We start from the raw sequence: 23,549 nt of genomic DNA on the forward strand, positions 1-23,549 counted from the left end.
GAAACACGGTTATTATGACTGTGAAACACGACTATCATGACTGTGAAACACGGCTATCATGACTGTGAAACACGGCTATCATGACTGTGAAACACGACTATCATGACTGTGAAACAGCGGTATTATAGTAAAACGTTGCGATTATAATTAAGAAATAGATTTTCAAGACATCTTATTAAAATGCATGTATGGTAAACAGGTCACCTAAATATGTAATGAATCAGGTTGAAAAGCAATTTCCTTCAACCGGCCACATATTGTCAGAGGTTATTAAAAAAAGGAAAATAAATATAGCTGCGTTGGCAAGAATATTGCAAAGGAGATATAGTACCGTAAGGTTTTATTTTAAAAACGACAGTATCCAGACTGCTATCCTGTGGGAGATCAGCCTGATATTAAAGCACAATTTCTTTGCCGATATAGCAGCACAGTTGCCTCCGGATTTTGCCGGTGGTACAAAAAGCGAAGTGCTGGCTGCGAGAGATGCGGAAATTGCGGAACTGAAACAAACCGTAGCCAGGCTGCAGGGCGAAAAGGACTTGCTGATGCAGGTAATGAAAAATAAGTAACAAAAGATTGAAACATGTTGGCCTGTAATGCATTAAAGCCCTTGTGCTGTATCCTGACGGCTGGGTTAGACATAGTGTACCTGCTTTGCTTTTGTCTACAGGTAAATACTCATTGAAGTAAAGGTACATACAGGGGAGTGGCGGCTGCCAGAGTGCCGCCATTTTTATAAAAGAAATTACAAGCGGATGAATAAATGCCGGTTAAAAATATATTTTTTCGATTGCCAGCCTACAGCAATTCATGCATAATCCCTTGTGCTGCATCCTGGCGGCTGGGTTAGACAAAGTGCGCCTGTTTTTATTTCTGCTGTAGGGTTCTGTTTGTAGGATAAAAGGCGCATACAGGGGCGGGTGGCTGCCAGAGTGCCGCGTGGTTTTGCCTGCAATTATTTGCAGACAAAAACGGCCCCGGTATTCCGGGGCCGTTTTCTTATCGGATATTCAATTGAATATATTGGAAAGCTGCAGGTTAGTTTTTTACGAAAGATTTTGTAACCATAATATTTCCTTCCAGTTGAATCTTCACATAATAAACGCCATATTGCAGGGCTGTAATATCAATTGTTTTTGAATTGCCGGCCCATACCTGCTGGCCAACCATGTTGAACATTATTACTTTTTCCACTTTTTGTTCCGTACGTATATTAATCTCCTGTTTAGCAGGGTTAGGATACAATGTTGTATTTGCTGCAATTTTATTGATATCATTGACACCGACAGGCGCTATATATTCTGTTTTACCCTGTACGTAAAGCGATAAGGGGAAATTACCTTGCCCACCTACAAATTTGGCATCGGGTACGGCTATTTTAAACGTGTGTGTACCCGGTGCAAGATTGCCGACATTAATCACGCGAATTGGAATATAAGCGCCGGGGCACCAGTTACTGAACGATTGCCATTGGGCATCTGACCTTGGAGCACTTCCGTAAATACCATTTCCCTGCGTATTATAAATCCTGTATGGCTCACAGGTCGGGAAACCCGGTTTGTATTGCAATACCTGTGTGCCGTCAAAATACACAAAATGGTTGCGCCTGTTATATTCTTCACCACCGCTGTTAGCGCCATGATTGGAAGTAATCAGGTAGATACTGGTATTATAACTACTGTCAGAAAGATTGAACGTAACAGTCTTAACGGTAGTAGTCAATGAATCGGTTGCATTGGCCTGGTAATTATTAAATGACTTTTGATTGTAAATAGGTATGATGATATTATTATTTTCTCTCGGGGCGCTTGCATCTGTTATCAAATCAAGCGTGCCGTAAAAAACATCGCTTCTTCCGCTGCAACCCGGAATTTCATTATTGGCAGCATAAGGCACACCAAAAATTTCAAGCTCCATCCATATATCATAAATGTCTGTAATCTTATTTTCTTTTAAGATAGATGCTACATTATTGATTTCATAATTATAGGGAACCGTATCAGGCTGCAGGTTCTTATTCATAAATGGCGTAATAAACCTGGCTATCTCAAGGCGTTTTACTGCCGTGTCGCCGGTAGTGTAGGTAGTGTCTCCTTTCGGCACAAATGCAAGGCTTACGTGTCCGCCTCTGTCATAATTATCGCAGGAGGCTTTTACAAGCACTTTCATAGAAAGTGAATTGCCTATTTGACCTAAAACAGCTTCCGAAAGTTTTTTAGAATAAAGTGATGTTTTGAGCCTTACTGTGCCCGGAGGAGCCGGGGTAGTTGCAGTGCTAAGACCGGCATAACCATCATAAAACAACGCAGTATCATAGATTCTGATAGTTGTTTGCGCATTTGTCTTGTGTGAAAAGGCAGCTATAGCCGCAAGGGAAAGAAGTGCAAATATTTTTTTCATAACTACATTTTTATGGAGTAAATATACATGAAAATGTGGGTATTGAAAAATATTTTTACTTGTTTATAAGGTAAGATATTGCAGATAAACAGCCCTGTCCATCATTTCTGCGCCCATGCTCATCAAGTGTGGATTCGGAATCTGGCAGTCGATCAACCGGTAGTTCATTTGTGTACAAAGTGCAATTAAAGCAGCTTTTGAAGCATTTGGATAAGCGCTGAACATGCTTTCACCGCAAAAAATATCATTGATTTCCACACCGTACAATCCGCCAGCAAGCTCATCGCCTTTCCATATTTCTATGCTTTTCGCTATTCCTTTCCGGTTCAATTCAATATAGGCCTCCTGCATATCATCGTTGATCCATGTACCGTCCTGTCCCGGCCGCTGTATAGCTGCACAACTGCGGATAACGGATGAAAAAGCTTTATTGACCGTAATATTAAACACCTCTTTCCTGAACAGCCGCTGCATGCTCTTACTGATATTTATTTTATCAGGAAAAAGGACGCAACGCATGGGTGGCGAATACCAGAGAATAGGATCATCATCGCTGTACCAGGGAAAAATGCCGGAGGCATAAGCCAGCGTCAGCCGCTCTGCCGACAAATCGCCGCCAATGGCTAAAAGGCCGTCATCCTCCGCCAGCGCAGGATTGGGAAAGGCAATAACATCGTTTCTAAGCCGGAATAACATGGTTAAAAATTCAAATTCCAAATTCCAAATTCCAAAAGATCAGATTTTGAACGGTGTCTTGAAGAGTAATCACAGGAATTTTAGTGTTATCTGTAAAAGCTCTTTATGGTAATTACTCAAAAAAGACAGATTCCCGTTTTAAAAATGGAAATCTGTCTCTTTTATTAATATTGATTCAAAAATGCAACCGCTTTGGTTCTTGATTTTTGGAATTTGCTTCCTGGAATTTTAATCCAATGTTGTCTTTTTGATGTTTACAACATTGGTAGGTGTTGTAATCCAGTCAAACATAACATTTGCTGTTTCTGAAAGATAAACATCTTTCTGCAATGCTTTCAACCAGTCTTTATTTTTTGCTTTAGACGTAGTATCCACATTGATTCTGCTCATGTCTGCATTCAGGTTGCTTACCGTAATCGGGCTTGCAATTTTATCAAGATCTTCAATTTTCTTTGATAATGCCTGTGATTCTTTTTGTTTCTCAATGTATTTTGCTTCATTCAGCGAAACCACATTGTTGTCTTGTTGTTTCTTCAGTCTTTCGCCTGTTTGCTGAATGATTTTGAATGTTTCATTATCTGCAACTCTTTTTTCGCTGTTCTTTCTTAAGAAATCAAGCGCGGGCGGGGCAGACCATAAGCTGTATTCAGACGGATTAATTTTGTCCCAGGGCAATGCGGCAGGATCTTTGCGTTCGCCTATATTATCCAGTTGCTCATAAGGATCGGGCAGGTTTACATCGGGAGCCACACCTCTTAACTGTGTGGAACCGCCGTTTATCCGGTAGAATTTCTGAATAGTTAGTTTCAGTGAACCGATGCCATTGTATTGTGCATCGCCGCCTTTGGCTTTATTGAATGCTGCAATAATCTGATCTCTGATGTCGCCGTTTACAAACTGATCCAACGAAACCAGTTTTTGTACGGTACCCTTCCCGAAGGTATTGGTACCGATGATAACTGCGCGACCATAATCCTGCATAGCAGCAGCCATAATTTCAGATGCTGAAGCGCTTCCGTTGTTGACCATAATGGCAAGCGGACCTGTATATATAGGTTGTGAAGCCTGACTTTTCAGCGTTACGGACTGGTTGCCGCTGCCTCTTACCTGCACCACAGGACCTTTACCTATAAAGATACCCGCCATATCCACCACATCGGTCAATGAACCACCGCCGTTATTTCTAAGGTCTAATACGATGCCATCTACTTTTTCAGTCATCAGTTTTACAACCTCATTTTGTACATCGCGGGCACTGCTGTGACCACTTCCGTTGCCGTTAAAATCGGCGTAGAATTCAGGCAGATAGATATAACCTATCCTTTTGCCTTTGTTTTCAACAATTGCAGATTTTGCAAAAGTGTCTTCGAGGTCAACTTTACCGCGTATAATCGGAATAACTTCCGTTGTTCCATCGGCGTGTTTAACGGTTAACCTTACTTCCGTATTTTCTTTTCCTCTTATTAGTTTTACCACCTCATCGGTTTCCATTCCGTCAATATCAACAGGTGCCTGTTCGCCCTGTGCCACTTTAAGAATGATATCGTCTGCTTTCAGGTGGCCTTGTTTCCATGAAGGGCTGCCTGTAATAATAGCAGCTACTTTTATTTTGCCGTCTTCCTGTTGTTGTAAGGATGCACCAATACCTATAAAGCTACCTGACATCATCTCATCAAAGCGTTTTTTATCTTCAGGCGGTAAGAAATCAGTATGCGGATCTTCCGTTCCCGTAATGCTGTTGATGAACAAAGCAAAACGGTCATTGTCATTTAATTTTTTCAGGCGTTTGAAGAATCTGTCCTGTATTTTTAAAGTATTGTCGCGCGCTTCTTTTTCAAGTGTTGCAAAGTTTTTCGCTTTGTAGTTGGCTGAATCTTTTACTTTTTTGTCTTCGGCATCTTTCAGGTCTATGTATTTAGCCAGTACATTGTATTTCAGGTATTCCTCCCAACGATTTTTCATTTCAGCATCGTTTTTAGGATAAGTCGTTTTCTTGCTGTCCAGCTCTAATTGTTCGTTGCCGTTAAATGTAAAGGGCTTTTGTAAAATGGCCTTGTAGTAACCTTCGGCATCGTTGACGCGTTTAACGAAAATGGCATTTACGGCATCAAAGAATTCCAATGAATTATCTTTTATTTCATCGTCAATCTCGTTCCTGTATTTCTGCAGGCTATTGATATCTTCCTGTGTGAAAAATTTCTTGCCGTAATCAAGGTTTTCTAATGTCTTGTCATAAACGGATTGGGAAAAAATATCGTCAATAGCGCGTGGTGCAAAATGGCCTTTATCCAATACGGCCATTACGGTATTTAAAATTACTTTGTTTTCATCTTCGTTACCGGTCGTCTTTGGATCATCGCCACCTAAATACCTGAAAGAAAAAAATACAGCAAGGGCTGAAAGTATTAAGGTAGGTATCAGAATCTTGTTTCTCATGAATCGCAACATATCTGTATTAATAATTGTTTTTTTGATTAAACGTCAATAGCAAATGTAAAGTATTTATGCGTTAAGAAAAGGTGAAGCAGCAAAATACCCCGATTAGGGGTATAGCCTATATCTATCATAGCTTTAACGCAATAAGACTCAATGGTTTTGACACGGTTTTAGAGACAAATTCTATTAAAAATTGTTTAAACAAAAAGGTTAAATAGCCGCATTTTGGAAGAATTAAATTATCTCTTTGCTTTATAGGATGCAAAATCTGCGATAATCAGTTATTTGCTTAAAGTGAAAAGCAGGGATATCAAAAAGCCACGCAATCGCGTGGCCTTACAACTATTTTGTTTTGATTTTAGTTATCATCATCATCATCTTCCATCACTTCATCGTTCCCAATAAACATTTCTTTCAGGATGGCTTCTTTTTCCTTTGGCAATTCCTTGTTCAATTTGAATTTCAGGTAATGAATCCGGTTGCTGCCCGCAATATCAAGCCCTTCATAATGTGTTTTGATAGAAAGCTCCGCAGATGCATCGCCTTTGGCATAAATATTGTCGTCATCGACCAGAATTTCTAATTCATACAGATCAATTACAGCTTTGGTGAAATTATATAAATCGGGACTGTCAGTTTTCAGGTTGATGGTAGCGTCAGGTGTTGTGATTTGCTGATACAAACGCAGGAACCTTGGGTAAGTAAGGCGTTTTTTCATCCTTGAGGCACGCAATTGCGGATCTGGGAATGTTATCCAGATTTCATGCACTTCGCCGGGGGCAAAATAATCGGTAATTTTATCTATATGCGAACGCAAAAAAGCAACATTGGTCAACCCGTCGTCTATAGCTGTTTTGGCGCCGCGCCAAATCCGGTTGCCTTTTAAGTCTATACCGATAAAATTTCTGTCAGGATATAAACGTCCCAGTCCTACAGAGTATTCACCTTTGCCGCAGGCCAATTCAAGTGTAACCGGATTATCATTTCCGAAATGATTTTTCCAATTGCCCTGCATATCTTTAGGATATTCCAATACATTGTCAAAGCCCTTTATAGCTTCAAAGCGGATTAATTTCTTTTGTCCCAATCTTGATTATTTTGAAGAAGGGCAAAATTAGTTTATAGTTTTTGAATTTTGAAGATTATGGATAATTGTTAAAAACCTAAACGTTTTTCAATGTAATACAATAGTAAATGATGATAAACAGATATTGCTTCATTTCAAAGATGATTTTAATACAAATCCTCGATCAGATATTTTCTGTCGTTAAACTGAAAAGTATCGCCCTTTTTCAAATCTTTCATCTCCGCGTAAATCGGAGCTTTGGTAGAAATGCCAAATATTGTTTTTTCGCCAACTTCTACTTTTTCACTCGACACGGCAATGAAGAAAATCAAATGATTGGTAACCACTATTGCGCCGGGAGCTACAACGTTGTTTTCTGTTTTGTCATCCAATAAGGTAAGATATGCCATCTCCTGTTTTGCAAAAGCAAGCTCATTTTCCAATGCAGCTAAAATGTCCAGCTTTGTTCCGCTCCGGTTTTCAGTTTGACTGGCAGATTCGTTGCGGCTGAATGCATCTATATTTCTATCAGCAACTCTTTTGGTGAAATTTTCTATCAAATCCTGTTGTTTTTGAATGCATGCCTTCAATGCCGTCGATTTACTTATTCTATGTTTCATTTTGCTTTATTTATTTAAATTTAGGCATAAAGATATATTGTTTTAGATTATCAATGTTTTTTGAAAAATAAAAAGCGACTCTATTTAATTGCATAGCGCGTTTTGAATCTGATCGAAGTGCTTAATCAAAATGATTTCTTATGCTTAATAAATGCTGTGCAGTTATTGCATAAGTCTTGTTTGATGCTGTATAGTTTCTTGCTATTATAAGTTGGAAGGTTCGTCTTTTGAAAAATTTGTGTTTGAAAAATTTTAAAATTCGAATTTTAACCAGGTTATTTCCTGATTTTAACTTTTTCTAAAATACAATGCAGGCTTATATCTGACTGCTACAAATGTGATTTTTTTTTTAAAAAATTTTATGAGTAAATAATTGTCTATCAAACAAAATTAAACACTTTGCGTTTTGTAGATAAATGATTCAGAATAGTGAACAGGAGATTTAGCCAAACATTTGGGGGATCGCTTTCTTAATTTGATTTTAAAAGATAAGAAAGTTGCGGACAGCTTAAATTTCCCTCCAGATTCAGGTAAAAATAAAAAGCTCGATTTGTGGATTTATTCACTATTTTTAAAAGTACAAAAATTTAACCGCGTCTCTATTTTATGTTTATGGCAGTAACTGATGCAAATGAAAATCATGCATTCAGACATGAATCTTTGCAAAAAACTTTAACCGGTATTCCGGGATTGGATGATATAACGATGGGAGGCCTTCCCAAAGGCAGGCCTACATTAGTCTGTGGCGGACCTGGCTGTGGCAAGACTTTATTTTCATTAGAGTTTATAGTAAAGGGTGCTTTACAATTTAATGAACCGGGTGTATTCATGGCTTTCGAAGAAAAAGCCGACGAACTTGCTGCGAATGTGGTATCCTTAGGATTTGATTTGGAAGAGTTGCAGCGAGAGAAGAAAGTGAAGATTGATTATGTCCATGTTGATAAATCAGAAATAGAAGAAACGGGAGAATATAACCTGGATGGTCTTTTTATAAGATTGGGCTACGCAATTGACAGTATTGGCGCCAAACGTGTAGTACTGGATACTATTGAGAACCTTTTCTCAGGATTATCGAATGAAGGGATTTTGCGTTCAGAATTAAGAAGGCTGTTTCAGTGGCTGAAAGAGAAGGGTGTGACGGCTATCATTACCGGTGAAAGAGGTGAAAATACGTTGACACGTCAGGGTTTGGAAGAGTATGTTTCCGATTGCGTTATATTGTTGGATCACAGAGTCATCAATCAGATATCAACCAGAAGATTAAGGATTGTAAAATACCGCGGTTCTTTACATGGAACAAATGAATACCCTTTCCTGATTGATGATGAAGGGATTTCTGTTTTACCTGTTACATCTCTTACATTAAACAAGAAAGTTTCAAGCGAAAGTATTTCATCCGGCATTGATGAGCTGAATAATATGATGAGCAAGAATGGCTTTTTCAGAGGTTCAAGTATTCTGGTATCAGGAACGGCCGGTACGGGGAAAACAAGTATAGCAGGCAGCTTCATTGATGCTTCTTGTAAGAACAAAGAAAAATGTCTGTTTTTTGCCTTTGAAGAATCTCCGGCACAGATCATACGTAACATGTCTTCCATCAATATAGATCTTCAGGCTCATATTGACAGCGGATTACTGGAATTTTTTGCGTCGCGGCCAACGCTATATGGTTTGGAAATGCACCTTGTAGCTATTCATAAAGCTATTAAAAAAAGCAAGCCTTCCGTTGTTGTGCTGGATCCGATTACAAACCTTATAACGGTAGGGTCGGTAAGTGAAGTAAAAGCAATGCTGGTAAGGCTTATTGACTTTTTACAGGAAGAACAGATAACAGTAATGTTTACCGCTTTGAGCATGAATACTATTGTGAACGACCAGACAGATGAAGGCGTTTCTTCATTGGTAGATTGCTGGCTTATGATTAAAGATATAGAAAGCAATGGTGAACGGAACAGAGGGTTGTATATCATGAAATCGAGAGGAATGCAGCATAGTAATCAGATTCGTGAGTTTGTTATTACTGACCACGGACTTGAATTGATAGATGTTTATCTTGGCCCTGACGGAATATTGACAGGTTCGGCGAGAGAAGCTCAGATATTGCAGGAAGAAACGGGTGAGGTATTGCATACAAATGCTTTGGGAAGAAAAGACAGAGAATTGCTGCGCAGAAGGAAGGTGCTGGAAGCTAAGATCGATAGTTTACGCTTTGAGTTTGAGTCAGCTGAAGAAGAATTGAATAAGGTATATATAGAAGAAGAACTGAAGAAAGAGTTTATGGAGCAGACACGTCAGAAAATGACGGACATCAGAAAGGGTGCAGGTTACAGAAATGAAAAATAGTGGGGATAATTATTACAGCAAAAAATGAATAACGTGGATAAATCGTATGAACTAAGGTTATATGTTGCAGGTAAGACATCGAAATCAATAGCTGCTTTGAACAATCTTAAGCGTTACTGTGAGGAACATCTTAAAGGCATATATAGTATCGAAGTAATTGATCTTTTAGAACATCCTCAATTGGCGGAAGGAGATCAGATTCTTGCTGTGCCGACATTGGTAAAAAAAGTGCCGGAACCGGTTCGCAAGATTATCGGTGACCTGTCGAATGAAGAGAAAGTTTTGGTGGGATTAGATATCCGGAGTAAAATTCAAATTTAAAAGGTATCTATGACTGAAGGTGATCTGTTGACAGCAATGCCCGAAAATGAAGATGAGCAAAAATATGTGCTAAGACTGTTTGTTACAGGGGCTTCGCCTGTTTCTGTACGCGCCATCAATAATCTGAAGGTTATTCTGGAAAAACATTTGAATGATAATTACGAACTTGAAATCATAGACGTGCATCAGCAACCTTTGATGGTTAAAGATGAAGATATAACTGCGGTACCTATGCTTTTAAAAAAGTTTCCTTTACCATTCCGAAGATTGGTTGGCGATATGTCGGATTACGAAAAAGTATTAAGAGGATTAGGATTAAAATAACCGGAACTGTTTGAAGTCAACAAAAACATATCAGGAACTCTTACAAGAGAATGAAGAATTGCAGCTTCGTCTTGAAGAAGCTACAGATACGATTGATGCTATCCGTATGGGTAATATCGACGGTCTTATTGTACAGACCGATAAAGGAACGCAACTTTATACGCTCAGGAATTCAGACCAGACTTTCAGGATATTTATAGAGCAAATGAATGAAGGTGCTGTAACGCTTAATCATGATGGCGTAATTCTGTACAGCAATTCGCGTTTTGCCGATATGATATGCCTTCCTCTGGAAAAAGTTATAGGGCAGCCGTTCTTTCTTTTCGTAATGCCGGAATTTAAAGAAAGGTGGAAGACGCTGATGACGGCAGGATGGGAGGACAATGTGAAAGACGAAATAATACTTGCAGGCAATAATATTCAGTTACCGGTATTAATGTCATTGAAAACATTGATGCTGGAAGATGGCGTTTCCCTGAGCGTTGTGATTACAGATCTGTCCAGCCAGAAAGAAGCACAAAGGATACTTACAAGAAAGAATGCAGAACTGGAGCATGCACAGAACATTGCGCTGCATTTGAATACTACATTGGAAAGCACAGTTCAGCAAAGAACCATAGAGTTGAAACAGAGGACGGAGGAACTGGAGCGCAATATTATACAGAAATCGGATGTAGAGAAACAACTGCGCAGTAATGAAGAACATCTTCAGCTTATTCTGGAAACAATGGCGGAAGGCATCGGCATTTTCGATAAAAAAGGCAAGATGACGTATGCCAATCCTATGGCCAGAAAGATATTGAGATTAGGTAAGAATGAACTATACAATTACAAAAAAGAGCAACACTTTAAATTAGACGGGAAACCCCTGGAAATAAAGGAACATCCGATTGCGATTACACTTTCAAGTGGCAGCCTTCTGTTTGACTTTGAGATTTCCATTATTTCTGAAAGCAAGGAAGCAGCATATATATCCATAAATGCTGCGCCGTTAAAAGATACTAACGGAAGCATTGACGGATGTATCGTCACATTTATGGATGTTACGCACAGGCGTAAGGACATTCTTCAGAAAGACGAGTTTATAAGTATAGCAAGTCATGAATTGAAAACACCTATCACCAGTCTTAAAGCTTCTTTACAATTCATGAATCAGATGAAAGAGCAACCTTTTTCCTCTGTTTATGTTGAGATGCTTAATATGGCAAACAGAAGTGTGGACAAGGTTTGCGATCTCGTAGAAGACTTGCTGAATGCCACAAAGATGAAAGAAGGCCAGATTACATTAAAGAAAGGCTCTTTCAGCATGTATGAAGCTATTGAAGAGATTGTGCCGAGAATCGGTACTAATACAAAACAAAAAGTGATACTGAGCGGAAACAAGAGTTCCATTGTGTTTGCAGACAGAAATAAAATAGAACAGGTTATTGTCAACTTTTTAAATAATGCCATTAAATATGCTGCTTCTTCTGAAGAAATTATGGTGTCGATAGAACCATTAAATAATGCGATTAAAGTGAGTGTTATTGATAAAGGACCGGGTATACCGCCTAATAAATTGCCTCATTTATTCGACAGGTATTTCCGGGTGGATTTTAACAGCATCCAATATTCAGGATTAGGATTGGGTCTGTACATTAGCTCCCAGATTATCAAAAAACATGGCGGAGACATTGGCGTGGAAAGTGAACCCGGAAAAGGCAGTTGTTTCTGGTTCTCCATTCCGGTATAATTCTACATCAAAATCCCTGCAATGCTTGCAGAAAGATAAGAAGCGAGCGTGCCGCAGAATAAAGCTTTTAACCCCAATCTTGCCAAATCTGCCCTGCGTTCGGGAGCCAGTGCGCCAATTCCCCCAATCTGCATACCAACACTGCTGAAGTTTGCAAAACCGCAGATGGCTGTGGATATAATTACAATGCCTTTGGGTGTTTGTATATAATTGGGAATAGCAGTAAGGTTCTTAAACGCAAGAAATTCATTAACAGTAAGTTTTTGACCCAATAAAGTTGCAGCATGGCTCACATCGGTTTCCGGAATACCCATTGCCCAGGCAAAAGGATAAAATATCTTACCGAAGATCCAATCTAAAGTCAAGTCAAAGTGCGGATTGAATAAATGACCTATATGCAACAGCGTAAAATCAATCAATGCTATCAATGCAATAAATCCAATCAGCATGGCAATGACATTCATAGCAATCTTAAAGCCGTCGCCCGCACCATGACTGATGGCATCTATAAGGTTGGTATATTCTTTGTGGACGTTTAACTTTATAGTCTGCATCGTTTCTGAAACTTCAGTCTCGGGAAATACTATTTTTGAAATAACAAGCGCCCCCGGCGCGGCCATCAGGCTTGCCATTATAAGCGTAGGAGCAAGATCCATACCTGCCTGTGCGCCCATATTGGCATATACTATAAGAATACCACCGGCTATGCAGGCAAGGCTGCCGCTCATAGAAGCCAGTAGTTCGCTATTGGTCATGCCTTTTAAGTAAGGACGAATCATAACCTGTGCTTCTATCTGGCCTACGAATGCGCTTGCCACATTACTCAAAGCTTCAGCACCGCTTACTCTCATTATGAAATTCATGGCTTTGGCAATAATGGCAACAATACGCTGCATGATGCCCAGATGATAAAAGACAGCCACCAGTATGCAAACCAGGATAATAGTTGCCGTAACATTAAAAGCAAAGACAAAAACATGCGGTGTATTATAATTTTGTACGCTCCCGTCAAAACCAACAGCAGCCACTCCGCCATATACAAAATCCACACCTTTTTTTGCAAATTGCTCGATATGCTGCATGCATCTGCCAAGGAATCCAAAAACATCGCGTATTGGCTGTACTTTCAGAATCAGGATTGCAATAACAATCTGCAAAGCCAGTCCGGATATTACAAGACGCAGATTTATCTTTCGTTTATTGTTTGATACAAGAAATGCTAAGCCTAATATGAGCGCAATGCCTATCAGCCCGGTAAATCGTTCCATGAATGCAGGAGTTTGGTTGGTTGTTCTGGTGTATTTTAGTTCAGAAAAATAAAGTTTTTTATCAAGAATACCACGTTCGGATTATTATAAAATCGTTTCTACAAAAGATTTACGAACTTTGCTGCCTTTTTGGGCTAATAGCCTCAGGAATTATTTATAAAGTAGCGAATCGAAAAATGAAATATATAAACGAAATTAATCGTCGTAAAACCTTTGCCATTATATCTCACCCCGATGCCGGTAAAACTACATTGACAGAAAAGTTTCTGTTGTTTGGTGGTGCTATTCAGGTTGCCGGTGCGGTAAAAAGCAATAAGATTAAAAAAGGTGCAACTTCCGATTTTATGGAGATTGAACGCCAGCGTGGTATCTCGGTGGCTACTTCGGTAATGACTTTTGAGTATAAAGACACATTGATTAACCTGTTGGATACACCCGGCCACAAGGATTTTGCCGAAGATACTTACAGAACATTGACCGCGGTAGATAGTGTTATTCTTGTAATCGACAGTGTGAATGGGGTAGAGGAACAAACAAAACGTTTGATGGAGGTTTGTCGTATGAGAGATACGCCGGTTATCGTTTTTATCAATAAAATGGACCGCGACGGTAAATTTCCTTTTGATTTGCTGGATGAAATCGAGAAAGAACTGAATATTTCCCTGCATCCTTTGACATGGCCTATAAATAGCGGTAAGGAATTTAAAGGTGTTTATAATTTGTATGATAAAAGCCTCAACTTATTCACCGCAGGACAAAAATCTACGGAAGAAAATAGTGTTCCGATTCACGATTTGGCGGAGTCTTTATTAGATAAAACGGTAGGTGAACGCAATGCAAATCAATTGCGTGAAGATGTAGAGTTAATTGAAGGTGTGTATGGTGAACTTGACCCGGAAGATTACCTGCAAGGCATTGTAGCTCCGGTTTTCTTTGGTTCTGCCGTTAATAATTTTGGCGTAAAGGAAATGCTGGATACATTCATTCGTATTGCACCGACACCGGAACCCCGCCATACAAGTATTGAAACAGATATAAAGCCGACTGATGATAAATTCAGCGGGTTTATTTTTAAAATACATGCTAACCTTGATCCAAGGCACAGGGACAGAATTGCTTTCTTACGAGTTTGTTCCGGTAAGTTTGAGCGTAATAAAAGCTATCATCATGTCCGCCTGGATAAAGATGTAAGGTTTAATGCCCCCTATAGCTTTATGGCGCGTCAGAAAGAGGTTATTGATGATGCCTTTCCGGGTGACGTGGTGGGTTTGTTTGATACGGGTAATTTCAAGATTGGCGATACTTTGACTGAAGGTGAAAATTTCTTCTTTACAGGGATGCCGAGTTTTTCGCCCGAGATATTTAAAGAGGTAGTGAATAAAGACCCGATGAAGACCAAGCAATTGGAAAAAGGCCTGCGTCAACTGACAGACGAAGGTGTGGCGCAATTATTCACCCAGCATGGCGGCAACAGGAAAATCATAGGTTGTGTGGGCGATTTGCAATTTGAAGTAATTCAATACCGCTTATTACAGGAATATGGAGCATCTGTAAATTTTGTTCCGTTGGCATTCTACAAAGCATGCTGGATTACAGGCGATAAAAAGAAAGTAGAAGATTTTGTACGCTTTAAGCAAGCTAATGTAATGGAAGATAAAGACGGGAATCTGGTATATCTGGCGCAAAGCGAATGGTTCCTGAATACGGAAAGGCAAAACAATCCTGATATTCAATTCCATTTTACCAGCGAATTCTAAACTTCTTTGTAATCCGGATGTATAGAAGATATGAGGTTGTGTTTAATTAACGACAGGCCTCTTAATGAGTTCTTAAAATACAAACCGCAGAAAACTTAATTTTCCATGCTGTGAATAATTAAGTATTTTGCCTGCAATTCATGAATTACTCAGAAGCAATTATAAAAGGCATACTTCTTGGTTTATTTATGGCGATTTCGGTGGGGCCTACGCTCTTTGCCATTATTCGCTATAGTATGCACCATAGCTATAAGGCAGGTATCGCCTTCATTTTTGGTGTGTCCTTCAGCGATATTATTTACGTTACACTTGCCAATATTGCAACCACCTGGCTGGAATTCCTTGAAGATCATCAGGATATAGTAGGTTATGTAGGTTCCGGCTTGTTTATAATTATGGGTCTGGTGAGTTTACTGAAAAAATATAAACCCAAAAGACCTAAGCAAGGTCAGCCTATTGCTATGAGCAAAGGCGCTTATTTCAAGATATGGGGAACAGGTTTTTTAATGAACGCCCTGAATCCTGCCGTGATCCTGCTTTGGGTAGGTGCCACTATTTCAGTAGCAGGCACAACATTGCCGCCGCGTATCGTTTTCTTCGGAAGCTGCTTGGGTATCGTTTTAGGGTTTGATATAATAAAAGTATTATTGGCAGACGGCATACGCCGAAGGCTCACACTTCGCCGGATTTTGTATCTGAACAGGATTTCTGCCGTTTGTATTCTCGCCTTTGGGTTTATATTATTTGCAAAAGTGTATTTCCATATTTCATTGGGGCATTAATTTTAATTTACTTCGTTATATAAATTGGACAACTTTTAAAAGTTGTCCAATTTTTTGGATAACATACGACCAAAACAGATTATACCAGATTCTAAAATCTGATATCTAACCTCTATTCCTCAATATCCAAAATCTCATCCCTCAAATCTTATATCTCAAATCTATTCTCGTAACTTTGCGTTTTCTAAACCATGAGTTGAAATTGGAAGTTTGAAATCCAGGATTAAATTCAAAAAAATCTAAATTATTTCATGCTGAACACGATTGAAGAAGCATTAGAAGACATCAGGAATGGCAAGCTGATTATTGTAGTTGATGACGAAGACCGCGAAAATGAAGGTGATTTTGTTACCGCTGCACGCAATGTAACCCCTGAAATTATCAATTTTATGTCCAAATACGGACGTGGATTGATATGTGCGCCCATTACAGAGGAAAGGGCTGCTGCATTGAACCTTAACCTCATGGTGGAAGACAATACTGTGCTGCACCAGACTCCATTCACCGTTTCTGTCGATTTAATCGGGCAGGGATGCACGACGGGTATTTCTGCGCACGACAGATCCAAAACAGTACAGGCTTTGATTGATCCGAATACAAAACCGGAAGATTTAGGCCGCCCCGGACATATCTTTCCTTTGAGAGCTAAACAAGGTGGTGTTTTACGTCGCATCGGTCATACAGAAGCTACCGTGGATATTGCACGTCTTGCGGGAATGGAGCCAGCCGGCGTATTGGTCGAAATTATGAATGACGATGGCACAATGGCGCGTTTGCCACAGTTGCTTGAAATCGCAAAGCAATTCGATCTCAAAATTATTACCATCAAGGATTTGATTAGTTACAGGCTGGATAAAGAAAGCCTTATTGAAGAAGAGGTGCGTGTAAAGATGCCTACCAAACACGGCCTGTTTGACCTGGTTGCTTTCCGTCAGAAAAATACGGGTGAACAGCATGTGGCTTTAATTAAAGGCACATGGAATGAAGATGAACCTGTCCTTACGCGTGTACATAGCTCTTGCTTTACAGGTGATATTTTGCATTCCCTTCGTTGTGATTGCGGCGAGCAATTGACTGCTGCCATGGAAATGGTGGAACGCGAAGGCAAAGGCTGTGTTTTGTATATGAATCAGGAAGGACGCGGTATAGGACTGATTAACAAGTTGAAAGCTTACAAATTGCAGGAAGAAGGTAAAGATACGGTTGAGGCTAATCTTGCATTAGGTTTCAAAATGGATGAACGCGATTATGGCGTAGGTGCGCAAATTTTGCGTCATTTAGGCATTACCAAACTGAGATTAATGAGCAACAATCCACGCAAACGCGCCGGATTATTGGGTTACGGCATTGAAATCGTTGATACGGTTCCGATTGAAATCATTCCGAATGAACACAATGAATTTTATCTTCAGACCAAGAGAGATAAATTGGGTCATGAAATTTTAAAATAGTCTTTTAGAAATAATACTTGTAAAGTCGCGCATTGCGCGACTTTTTTTATTGGATGTAAGAAGCAGGATATCTATTGAAACTGTTATTTCATCGATTCGGATTCGCTTTGAAATTAACTTTTATTATATTTAGTTAATATTTAAATCGTAGATGCTGATTCATAATCTTAAACATCCAAATCATGAAAAGAAACAAACTTTCCTTGCCTGCTATATTTATAGGCATTTTCTTCTTTTCTTCCTGTTATTCCATCAGGGTTGCTACTACGATGGGGCAGGCAGAACCGGATCCCACTAATTATGCTGATGGTTTTTACAGATTAAAAAAAGTACAGGTAATCGACACGGTATTGAAATTAAAATTGCTTGAAAACGATGCCATGTTTTTACAGAACTGCTCTTCTAATGGCATCTATTCTTTGGAATACAGGGTTACGTTAGGCGATGTGCTTTTGAATGGCATCACCTTTGGCAAACATCGTAAAGTAAGAGTGAAAATGATATGTCTTAAAGAATCAAACTAAAAACTTTTATCATGGCAAAAACAACTGTTACTCCTATCGGCAATTGGTCCACTTATCATGACAACGGACCTTTCCCTACCAAAAGCCTGTTGATAACAACGCTTCAGAAAAATACAGGCATGAGCGCTATTGAGAAATACAATGACGCTACTGTTGAAATCAGAAGACTATTGCAAAATTGTATTGATAAAAAAGAACGTTTCCGCGCCTTTGGATCGGCATGGTCTTTATGTGATATTCCGCATTGCAGCGACCAGATGCATTATAACGGTAATATGAATCTGAAATGGACATTTCAGCAAAGCGACTTACACGCACAAAGTACTTTAGATGCAAAGAATCTTTTTTTCTTTGAATGTGGCAATACGATAAAAGAGGTTTCCAATTTCATGTTCAGCAACGGTAAGTCCATAAAAACTACCGGTGCCAGTAACGGTCAGACTATCGCAGGAGCCATTTCAACAGGTATTCACGGTTCGGCATTTGATACCGGTTCGGTACAGGATTTCGTTGTGGGAATTCAATTGATCATAGGGCCCGGGCCGAATGATGTAGTATATATAGAAAGTGCATCTAAAACGGGCTTGAGTGATAAATACATCAAAACATTAAATGCAAGGGTCATTCGCGATGATGCCATGTTCAATGCTGCGCTGGTAAGCCTTGGTTCTTTCGGGTTTATTCACGGAGTTGTTATTGAAGCAGAAGATTTGTTTTTACTAAAAAGATATACAAGGCTTATCAGCCGGGAAACCGCACTGGAATTGGCTTCTAAACTTGGCAACAAACCTTCCGATAATTTTCTGACAGGTACCAATATTGATGCAATGGAAAACGGAGCGAAACCATTTCATTATAAATTTTACGTAAACCCTTACAATAAAAAGGATAAATACCTGATGGAGATAATCTATAAAAAGCCCTACAGGGAAGATTATCCCAATCCTATTCCGCAGATACAGACATTTATATACAAGGATTTGCCGGAGTTCATGTCAATATTGGCTGCAAAATTCAACAGGCAGATTCCTTTATTGATGCAGGCTTTGAAAAGCAGTATTTTTCCTGCGGCAGATAAAGACACCGAAGGCCGCCTGGCCGAAATATTCTATGATACTTATCATGCAGGGCCTGCTTTTGGCATCTCGCTTGGAATAGATTACAAACAACTGGAAAAGGGATTGGATTTATTTATAAATATTGCCAATACAGTTGGTCCGGTACCAGGTGCAATGGGTATTCGTTTTGTAAAAGCATCAAAAGCAACATTGGCATTTACAAAATTTCCCATTACCTGTATTTTGGAAATGGACGGCATTACATGGAAAGGTAATGACCATATTGTTTCTTTACTGGAATTCGAAACGAAATTACTGGAAGCATTCAGAGCTAATAATATTCCGTTCACGTTGCACTGGGGTAAAAATTCGGCTTGGGGTATACCAGGTTTAGTTAATAACATGTATGGCGCCGCCGATGATGAATGGAAAGTGCAAAGAAGTAAATTGCTCAGTAAACAAATGGCTGATATTTTCAGTAATGATTTTCTGAACAGAACAAAGTTGTCGGAATATATAAGGCTCTTACCATAACACCCTTTCAATATTTACAAAACCTCTACGGTTTTGTAAATATTGTTTCTGATATAAAATCAATAATTTGCAGGCTGTTTCATGAAGATATTATTTACAGCCAACCGCTTCCCATACCCGCCATACAGAGGTGATAAACTCAAAATTTATCATTTAGCCAAACGCCTTGCTCAAAAGCATGAAGTGCATTTGGTTACGTTTCTTCAGGATAAAAATGACTTACAATATCTTTCTGAACTCCAAAAGATTTTTACCGAGATCCATTTAGTGCCTTTAACCAGGCTGCAATCTTACACCAACACGCTTTTCGGCTTTTTATACAAAGAGCCTTTTCAGGTGCGCTATTTCCATTCCCGCAAAATGGAAGCCAAGATTCAGGAGCTGATTACGCTTCATGATTATGACGGCGTGCATGTGCAGCATCTTCGCATGGCACCATATTGGGAGTATTACAATGATGTTCCGAGGATTCTGGATTTGCCCGATGCCTTTTCTCTGTATTGGAAAAGAAGGATTGCTTCGAGCAAAGGTTTGTCAAAAATCTTTAACACCATTGAACAGAAGCGTGTTTTCAATTATGAAAAAATATTGGATAAGTACGATCTTTCATTGGTCTGCTCCCGTGAAGACCAGGCTTATTTGCAAAGCGAAAGAGGTATAAAGAATATTGAAGTGCTGCCCAATGGGGTAGATGTTTCCACTTTCTCCTCTGAAGGACATAATTATAATCCGGATAAAATCATTCTTTTTACGGGCAATATGGACTATGCGCCCAATGTAGATGCAGTCCAATATTTTGTGCAGGATATTTTTCCGCTTATACGTAAAGAAATACCGGATGTCGAATTTGTCATTGCAGGGCAGAGGCCGGTAAAGAAAGTGCTGGAATTAGCCGGCAATGGCGTAACCGTTACAGGATTCGTGAAGAACCTGCAGGATATGTACGCGAAAGCAAGCATCGTGGTGGCTCCATTGCGTTTCGGTGCAGGTACACAAAATAAAGTATTGGAAGCTATGGCTATGGGTGTGCCGATTGTAAGCCATAATATTGGTTTTAATGGCCTGAACATCCAATCCGGCGAAGGCGTTATTCTGGCGCCGGAAAAGGAGCAATTTGCAGATGAATGCGTTGCGCTGCTTCGATCAGCCTCTAAAAGAGAAACAATTGGTAAAGCCGGAAAAGAAATTATCAGAACCAGATATGACTGGGATGTGGTTGCAAAGAAGCTGGAAGGCTATTTTCTTTCTATACGCAAACCCTAACTTCGTTTTTTTCGTTTATTATGGCTAAAGTGTTTTTCAACTGCTTAACCTAAGAAATTCCTTCATATCAACATATCAGCTTAACTTTGCCGTCCTATGCAAAATACATTCGATAAATCATTGCCTGTGGCAATTGGCAGCGACCACGCCGGTTTTCATTATAAAGAACAATTAAAAACCTGGTTAACCCAGCAAGGTTGGCAGGTGGACGATAAAGGAACGCATTCAACCGACTCTACAGATTACCCTGATTATGCTCATCCAGTTGCCCAGATGGTAGAGGATGGAAAAGCGGCTGCAGGTATCCTTATTTGCGGTAGCGGTAATGGTGTTTGTATGACTGCCAACAAGCATAAAGGTATTCGTGCCGCGCTTTGCTGGAACGAAGAGTTAGCTTCCCTTGCACGTCAGCATAATAATGCAAACGTGCTTTGTATGCCCGAAAGATTTGTACCTTATGAAACAGCGCAGCGCATGGCAGAATTGTTTCTGACTACCGAATTTGAAGGTGGCCGCCATGAACGCAGGGTTGAAAAGATTTAGTCTTTAAGGTATTTGTACGTCGTTGTTAGTGTTATCGCAAGCAACATCTTAAGTCATATATAAAACTCAATCCCTTGGGCTTTTTCAGTAACTTTTTTGCAAAAAGAAATGGTGGCGGTGCTGGTGAAATGGCCTTTACAGACCACATCGAAGCATTGCGTTGGCACATTATCCGTTCTGTGATAGTAATTGCAGTAGTTTCTATTGCAATATTTTTCAGGATAGAATGGATATTTACGCATATTATTCTCGGCCCTGCAAACGACGATTTTATTTCCTACAGGATGCTTTGCAAATTTGGGAAAATGATGCATATCGATGCGTTGTGCATGGAGACATTGAAGATAAGATTTCAGAATAATGAACTTTCCGGGCAGTTTATGATGAGCTTTTCGGCTTCGTTCATGATTGGGTTCATTCTTTCTTTTCCTTATGTTTTCTGGGAATTCTGGAAATTCCTGAAACCGGCTTTAAAACAAAGTGAGCTGAAATATGCGCGGGGTATTGTTTTCTGGTCTTCGTTATTATTCTTTATAGGTGTTTGCTTTGCTTATTTCCTGATAGCGCCTTTTACCATTAACTTCTTTGCGAATTATCAGCTGAGCCCGCAATTTGAAAATATTATCACGATTGATAATTATTACGGTACCATGAGCGATTTGATTTTCGGGCTTGGTATTGTATTTGAATTACCGATACTGGTTTATTTTCTTTCAAAAATCGGCATCCTTACACCGGCCTTTATGCGTGAACAACGCCGTATTGCCATTGTAATCATCATGGTTGTTGCAGCGGTCATTACACCTCCGGACTGGTTTAGTATTTTCCTTGTAGCCATACCATTAATATTATTGTACGAGGCAGGTATCATTATCTCTGCAAGGATATTAAAGGAGAAAAAAGCTAAAGAAAAATTGGATTGGTAGCGGTTTTAGGAGATGGTCGATAGCGGGTAGTCGTTACTCGATAGTTTTTAGTGATAAATATTTATAAGACCGGCAGGATAATTCCTGCCGGTCTTTGCTTTTAATCACGGATAAAACCTTTCCCCGGACTTTGAAACGCTTTTAACTTTGGATAAAACCTCGCCGGAACCTCAGGGATATTTTTAACCACGGATAAAACCTCGCCGGAAGTTCAGGGACACTTTTAACTATGGATAAAACCTTGCCGGAAATTCCGGGATACTTTTAACCACTGATAAAACCTTGTCGGAAGTTTCGGGACACTTTTAACCATGGATAATAAGTTAATGCTATACCGCTGTATTATCCAGACACAGATAAATCTCATATCTGACATCTAACATCTGAAATCTAATATCTCCCCTCTAATATCTTCAATCTAATAACTGAAATCTAAAAGGCATTATTTACCTTTGGCAATCTTATTCCGCATTCAAATTCTTTATGAAGAAAAAAATTGCTCTTGTTGCCGGCGGCTATTCCGGTGAATACGTAATCAGTCTGGGAACTGCCGTTACTATCGAAAAAAACTTAGACGCCAGCCGTTTTGATGTTTATAAAATCATCATCGACCGTAAGGAATGGTATTATGAAACTGCTTCGGGGCAAAAAGTACAGATAGATAAGAACGATTTTTCCCTGAATCTGGAATCGGGTAAAGTTACATTTGATGCGGCTTTTATTGCCATTCACGGTTCTCCGGGCGAAGATGGCCGCCTGCAGGGATATTTTGATATGATCGGGTTGCCCTATTCTACCTGCAATTCAATTGTGTCGGCATTGACTTTCAATAAAAGTTTTTGCAATAAAGTATTGAAAGATTTTCATGTAGTAAATATTGCAAATTCCGTAGTGCTTTACAGGCACGTACCTTATTCTTTAGGCGCCATTATGGAAAGCCTGAAATTGCCCGTATTTGTAAAACCCAATGAAAGCGGTTCCAGCCTTGGTGTCAGTAAAGTTACCAGCCCGGAACAATTAATGGGCGCTATTGAAAAATCATTTGCAGAGGATAACCAGGTTTTGATTGAGGAATTTATAGAAGGCAGGGAATTGACTATCGGCGTGTATGCTATTAATGGTAAAATTCATACTTTGCCGCCTACTGAAATCATTTCCAAAAATGAATTCTTTGATTATGAAGCCAAATACCAAGGGGCCAGCAATGAAATAACGCCGGCTCAGATTCCGGAAGATTTATTGAGTCAACTGAATCGCAAGGCTGAGAATATATATCTGCACCTGAATTGTAAAGGCGTAGTAAGAATGGATTTTATACTGAACAAGCATTCCAATGAGCTGTACTTCTTAGAAGTAAATACTATGCCCGGCCAGAGCGAAAACAGCATTGTTCCGCAGCAGGTAAGAGCAACAGGAATGAACCTGATGGACTTTTACGGCAGGTTGCTGGATGAAGTATTCAGAGTTAAAGGAAGTCGTTAGTTGACAGTAAAACATATTGGCAC

General features: G+C 39.5%; 20 protein-coding genes. 14 read left to right on the top strand and 6 right to left on the bottom strand.

The genetic code is table 11. The features are described from left to right. The first annotated feature begins 188 nt into the window (after positions 1–188). Positions 189–569: a hypothetical protein gene (locus F0919_RS09240; protein ID WP_150032461.1), complete on the top strand. Its 381-nt coding sequence runs from the start codon at positions 189–191 to the stop codon at positions 567–569. A gap of 469 nt (positions 570–1,038) precedes the next feature. Here F0919_RS09240 and F0919_RS09245 read toward each other — a convergent pair whose 3' ends face one another. The 5 genes from F0919_RS09245 to F0919_RS09265 all read right to left on the bottom strand — a co-directional run bounded on the left by F0919_RS09245 (position 1,039) and on the right by F0919_RS09265 (position 7,218). Beyond that, complete coding sequence (locus tag F0919_RS09245; protein ID WP_150032462.1) at positions 1,039–2,400, bottom strand: peptide-N-glycosidase F-related protein; 1,362 nt, start codon at positions 2,398–2,400, stop codon at positions 1,039–1,041. Positions 2,401–2,463: 63 nt separating this feature from the next. Then, positions 2,464–3,096 carry a leucyl/phenylalanyl-tRNA--protein transferase gene (gene aat / locus F0919_RS09250; RefSeq protein WP_150032463.1) on the bottom strand — a complete coding sequence of 211 codons (633 nt, stop codon included), beginning with the start codon at positions 3,094–3,096 and terminating at the stop codon, positions 2,464–2,466. Between the two features lie 228 nt (positions 3,097–3,324). Then, positions 3,325–5,532, bottom strand: coding sequence for a carboxy terminal-processing peptidase (locus F0919_RS09255; protein WP_190277330.1), 2,208 nt, complete (start codon positions 5,530–5,532; stop codon positions 3,325–3,327). Between the two features lie 358 nt (positions 5,533–5,890). After that, positions 5,891–6,619 (bottom strand): tRNA (guanosine(46)-N7)-methyltransferase TrmB, encoded by a 729-nt coding sequence (gene trmB, locus F0919_RS09260; protein ID WP_150032465.1) that lies wholly within the window; start codon positions 6,617–6,619, stop codon positions 5,891–5,893. A gap of 146 nt (positions 6,620–6,765) precedes the next feature. Next, positions 6,766–7,218: a hypothetical protein gene (locus F0919_RS09265; protein WP_150032466.1), complete on the bottom strand. Its 453-nt coding sequence runs from the start codon at positions 7,216–7,218 to the stop codon at positions 6,766–6,768. A 612-nt stretch (positions 7,219–7,830) separates the two neighbouring features. On the opposite strand from F0919_RS09265, the gene kaiC reads away from it, so the two are divergent. Genes kaiC through F0919_RS09285 form a run of 4 tightly spaced genes read left to right on the top strand, consistent with a single transcriptional unit; the run spans position 7,831 to position 11,938 of the window. Next, positions 7,831–9,561 carry a circadian clock protein KaiC gene (kaiC, locus tag F0919_RS09270; protein WP_150032467.1) on the top strand — a complete coding sequence of 577 codons (1,731 nt, stop codon included), beginning with the start codon at positions 7,831–7,833 and terminating at the stop codon, positions 9,559–9,561. A 24-nt stretch (positions 9,562–9,585) separates the two neighbouring features. Next, on the top strand, positions 9,586–9,882 hold the full coding sequence (gene kaiB, locus F0919_RS09275; RefSeq protein WP_150032468.1) for a circadian clock protein KaiB: 297 nt from the start codon (positions 9,586–9,588) through the stop codon (positions 9,880–9,882). Between the two features lie 9 nt (positions 9,883–9,891). Then, positions 9,892–10,206: a circadian clock KaiB family protein gene (locus F0919_RS09280; protein ID WP_150032469.1), complete on the top strand. Its 315-nt coding sequence runs from the start codon at positions 9,892–9,894 to the stop codon at positions 10,204–10,206. Positions 10,207–10,216: 10 nt separating this feature from the next. Beyond that, a complete protein-coding gene (locus tag F0919_RS09285; RefSeq protein WP_150032470.1) occupies positions 10,217–11,938 on the top strand; it encodes an ATP-binding protein in 1,722 nt (573 codons plus the stop codon). Positions 11,939–11,940: 2 nt separating this feature from the next. Here F0919_RS09285 and F0919_RS09290 read toward each other — a convergent pair whose 3' ends face one another. Then, the gene (locus F0919_RS09290; protein ID WP_150032471.1) at positions 11,941–13,206 is read right to left on the bottom strand and encodes a NupC/NupG family nucleoside CNT transporter; all 1,266 of its coding nucleotides are present in this window, start codon (positions 13,204–13,206) and stop codon (positions 11,941–11,943) included. 176 nt (positions 13,207–13,382) lie between these two features. Between F0919_RS09290 and F0919_RS09295 the strand changes: the two genes are divergently transcribed. The 9 genes from F0919_RS09295 to F0919_RS09335 all read left to right on the top strand — a co-directional run bounded on the left by F0919_RS09295 (position 13,383) and on the right by F0919_RS09335 (position 23,526). Further along, positions 13,383–14,963: a peptide chain release factor 3 gene (locus F0919_RS09295; protein WP_150032472.1), complete on the top strand. Its 1,581-nt coding sequence runs from the start codon at positions 13,383–13,385 to the stop codon at positions 14,961–14,963. Between the two features lie 140 nt (positions 14,964–15,103). Next, positions 15,104–15,745: a LysE family translocator gene (locus F0919_RS09300; protein ID WP_150032473.1), complete on the top strand. Its 642-nt coding sequence runs from the start codon at positions 15,104–15,106 to the stop codon at positions 15,743–15,745. Between the two features lie 251 nt (positions 15,746–15,996). Beyond that, the gene (locus F0919_RS09305) at positions 15,997–17,196 is read left to right on the top strand and encodes a bifunctional 3,4-dihydroxy-2-butanone-4-phosphate synthase/GTP cyclohydrolase II (RefSeq protein ID WP_150032474.1); all 1,200 of its coding nucleotides are present in this window, start codon (positions 15,997–15,999) and stop codon (positions 17,194–17,196) included. 182 nt (positions 17,197–17,378) lie between these two features. After that, positions 17,379–17,720, top strand: coding sequence for a hypothetical protein (locus F0919_RS09310; protein ID WP_150032475.1), 342 nt, complete (start codon positions 17,379–17,381; stop codon positions 17,718–17,720). Positions 17,721–17,731: 11 nt separating this feature from the next. After that, complete coding sequence (locus tag F0919_RS09315; protein WP_150032476.1) at positions 17,732–19,312, top strand: FAD-linked oxidase; 1,581 nt, start codon at positions 17,732–17,734, stop codon at positions 19,310–19,312. Between the two features lie 81 nt (positions 19,313–19,393). Continuing rightward, positions 19,394–20,575, top strand: a complete 1,182-nt coding sequence (locus F0919_RS09320; protein WP_150032477.1) for a glycosyltransferase — start codon at positions 19,394–19,396, stop codon at positions 20,573–20,575. A gap of 96 nt (positions 20,576–20,671) precedes the next feature. Continuing rightward, a complete protein-coding gene (gene rpiB / locus F0919_RS09325; RefSeq protein ID WP_150032478.1) occupies positions 20,672–21,118 on the top strand; it encodes a ribose 5-phosphate isomerase B in 447 nt (148 codons plus the stop codon). Positions 21,119–21,192: 74 nt separating this feature from the next. After that, complete coding sequence (tatC, locus tag F0919_RS09330; protein ID WP_235903486.1) at positions 21,193–22,044, top strand: twin-arginine translocase subunit TatC; 852 nt, start codon at positions 21,193–21,195, stop codon at positions 22,042–22,044. A gap of 483 nt (positions 22,045–22,527) precedes the next feature. Next, positions 22,528–23,526 carry a D-alanine--D-alanine ligase gene (locus F0919_RS09335; protein WP_150032479.1) on the top strand — a complete coding sequence of 333 codons (999 nt, stop codon included), beginning with the start codon at positions 22,528–22,530 and terminating at the stop codon, positions 23,524–23,526. The last annotated feature ends 23 nt before the right edge of the window (positions 23,527–23,549 follow it).

Source organism: Taibaiella lutea (genome assembly GCF_008629695.1).
Taxonomy (GTDB): domain Bacteria; phylum Bacteroidota; class Bacteroidia; order Chitinophagales; family Chitinophagaceae; genus Taibaiella; species Taibaiella lutea.

Excerpts from the sequence above, each read along its gene's own strand:
- F0919_RS09255 (WP_190277330.1), bottom strand. The coding sequence starts at position 5,532 with ATGAGAAACAAGATTCTGATACCTACCTTAATACTTTCAGCCCTTGCT.
- F0919_RS09315 (WP_150032476.1), top strand. The coding sequence starts at position 17,732 with ATGGCAAAAACAACTGTTACTCCTATCGGCAATTGGTCCACTTATCAT.
- F0919_RS09290 (WP_150032471.1), bottom strand. The coding sequence starts at position 13,206 with ATGGAACGATTTACCGGGCTGATAGGCATTGCGCTCATATTAGGCTTA.
- F0919_RS09280 (WP_150032469.1), top strand. The coding sequence starts at position 9,892 with ATGACTGAAGGTGATCTGTTGACAGCAATGCCCGAAAATGAAGATGAG.
- F0919_RS09245 (WP_150032462.1), bottom strand. The coding sequence starts at position 2,400 with ATGAAAAAAATATTTGCACTTCTTTCCCTTGCGGCTATAGCTGCCTTT.
- rpiB (WP_150032478.1), top strand. The coding sequence starts at position 20,672 with ATGCAAAATACATTCGATAAATCATTGCCTGTGGCAATTGGCAGCGAC.
- F0919_RS09300 (WP_150032473.1), top strand. The coding sequence starts at position 15,104 with ATGAATTACTCAGAAGCAATTATAAAAGGCATACTTCTTGGTTTATTT.
- F0919_RS09320 (WP_150032477.1), top strand. The coding sequence starts at position 19,394 with ATGAAGATATTATTTACAGCCAACCGCTTCCCATACCCGCCATACAGA.
- kaiC (WP_150032467.1), top strand. The coding sequence starts at position 7,831 with ATGGCAGTAACTGATGCAAATGAAAATCATGCATTCAGACATGAATCT.
- aat (WP_150032463.1), bottom strand. The coding sequence starts at position 3,096 with ATGTTATTCCGGCTTAGAAACGATGTTATTGCCTTTCCCAATCCTGCG.
- kaiB (WP_150032468.1), top strand. The coding sequence starts at position 9,586 with ATGAATAACGTGGATAAATCGTATGAACTAAGGTTATATGTTGCAGGT.
- F0919_RS09310 (WP_150032475.1), top strand. The coding sequence starts at position 17,379 with ATGAAAAGAAACAAACTTTCCTTGCCTGCTATATTTATAGGCATTTTC.
- F0919_RS09335 (WP_150032479.1), top strand. The coding sequence starts at position 22,528 with ATGAAGAAAAAAATTGCTCTTGTTGCCGGCGGCTATTCCGGTGAATAC.
- F0919_RS09295 (WP_150032472.1), top strand. The coding sequence starts at position 13,383 with ATGAAATATATAAACGAAATTAATCGTCGTAAAACCTTTGCCATTATA.
- F0919_RS09265 (WP_150032466.1), bottom strand. The coding sequence starts at position 7,218 with ATGAAACATAGAATAAGTAAATCGACGGCATTGAAGGCATGCATTCAA.
- F0919_RS09305 (WP_150032474.1), top strand. The coding sequence starts at position 15,997 with ATGCTGAACACGATTGAAGAAGCATTAGAAGACATCAGGAATGGCAAG.
- F0919_RS09240 (WP_150032461.1), top strand. The coding sequence starts at position 189 with ATGGTAAACAGGTCACCTAAATATGTAATGAATCAGGTTGAAAAGCAA.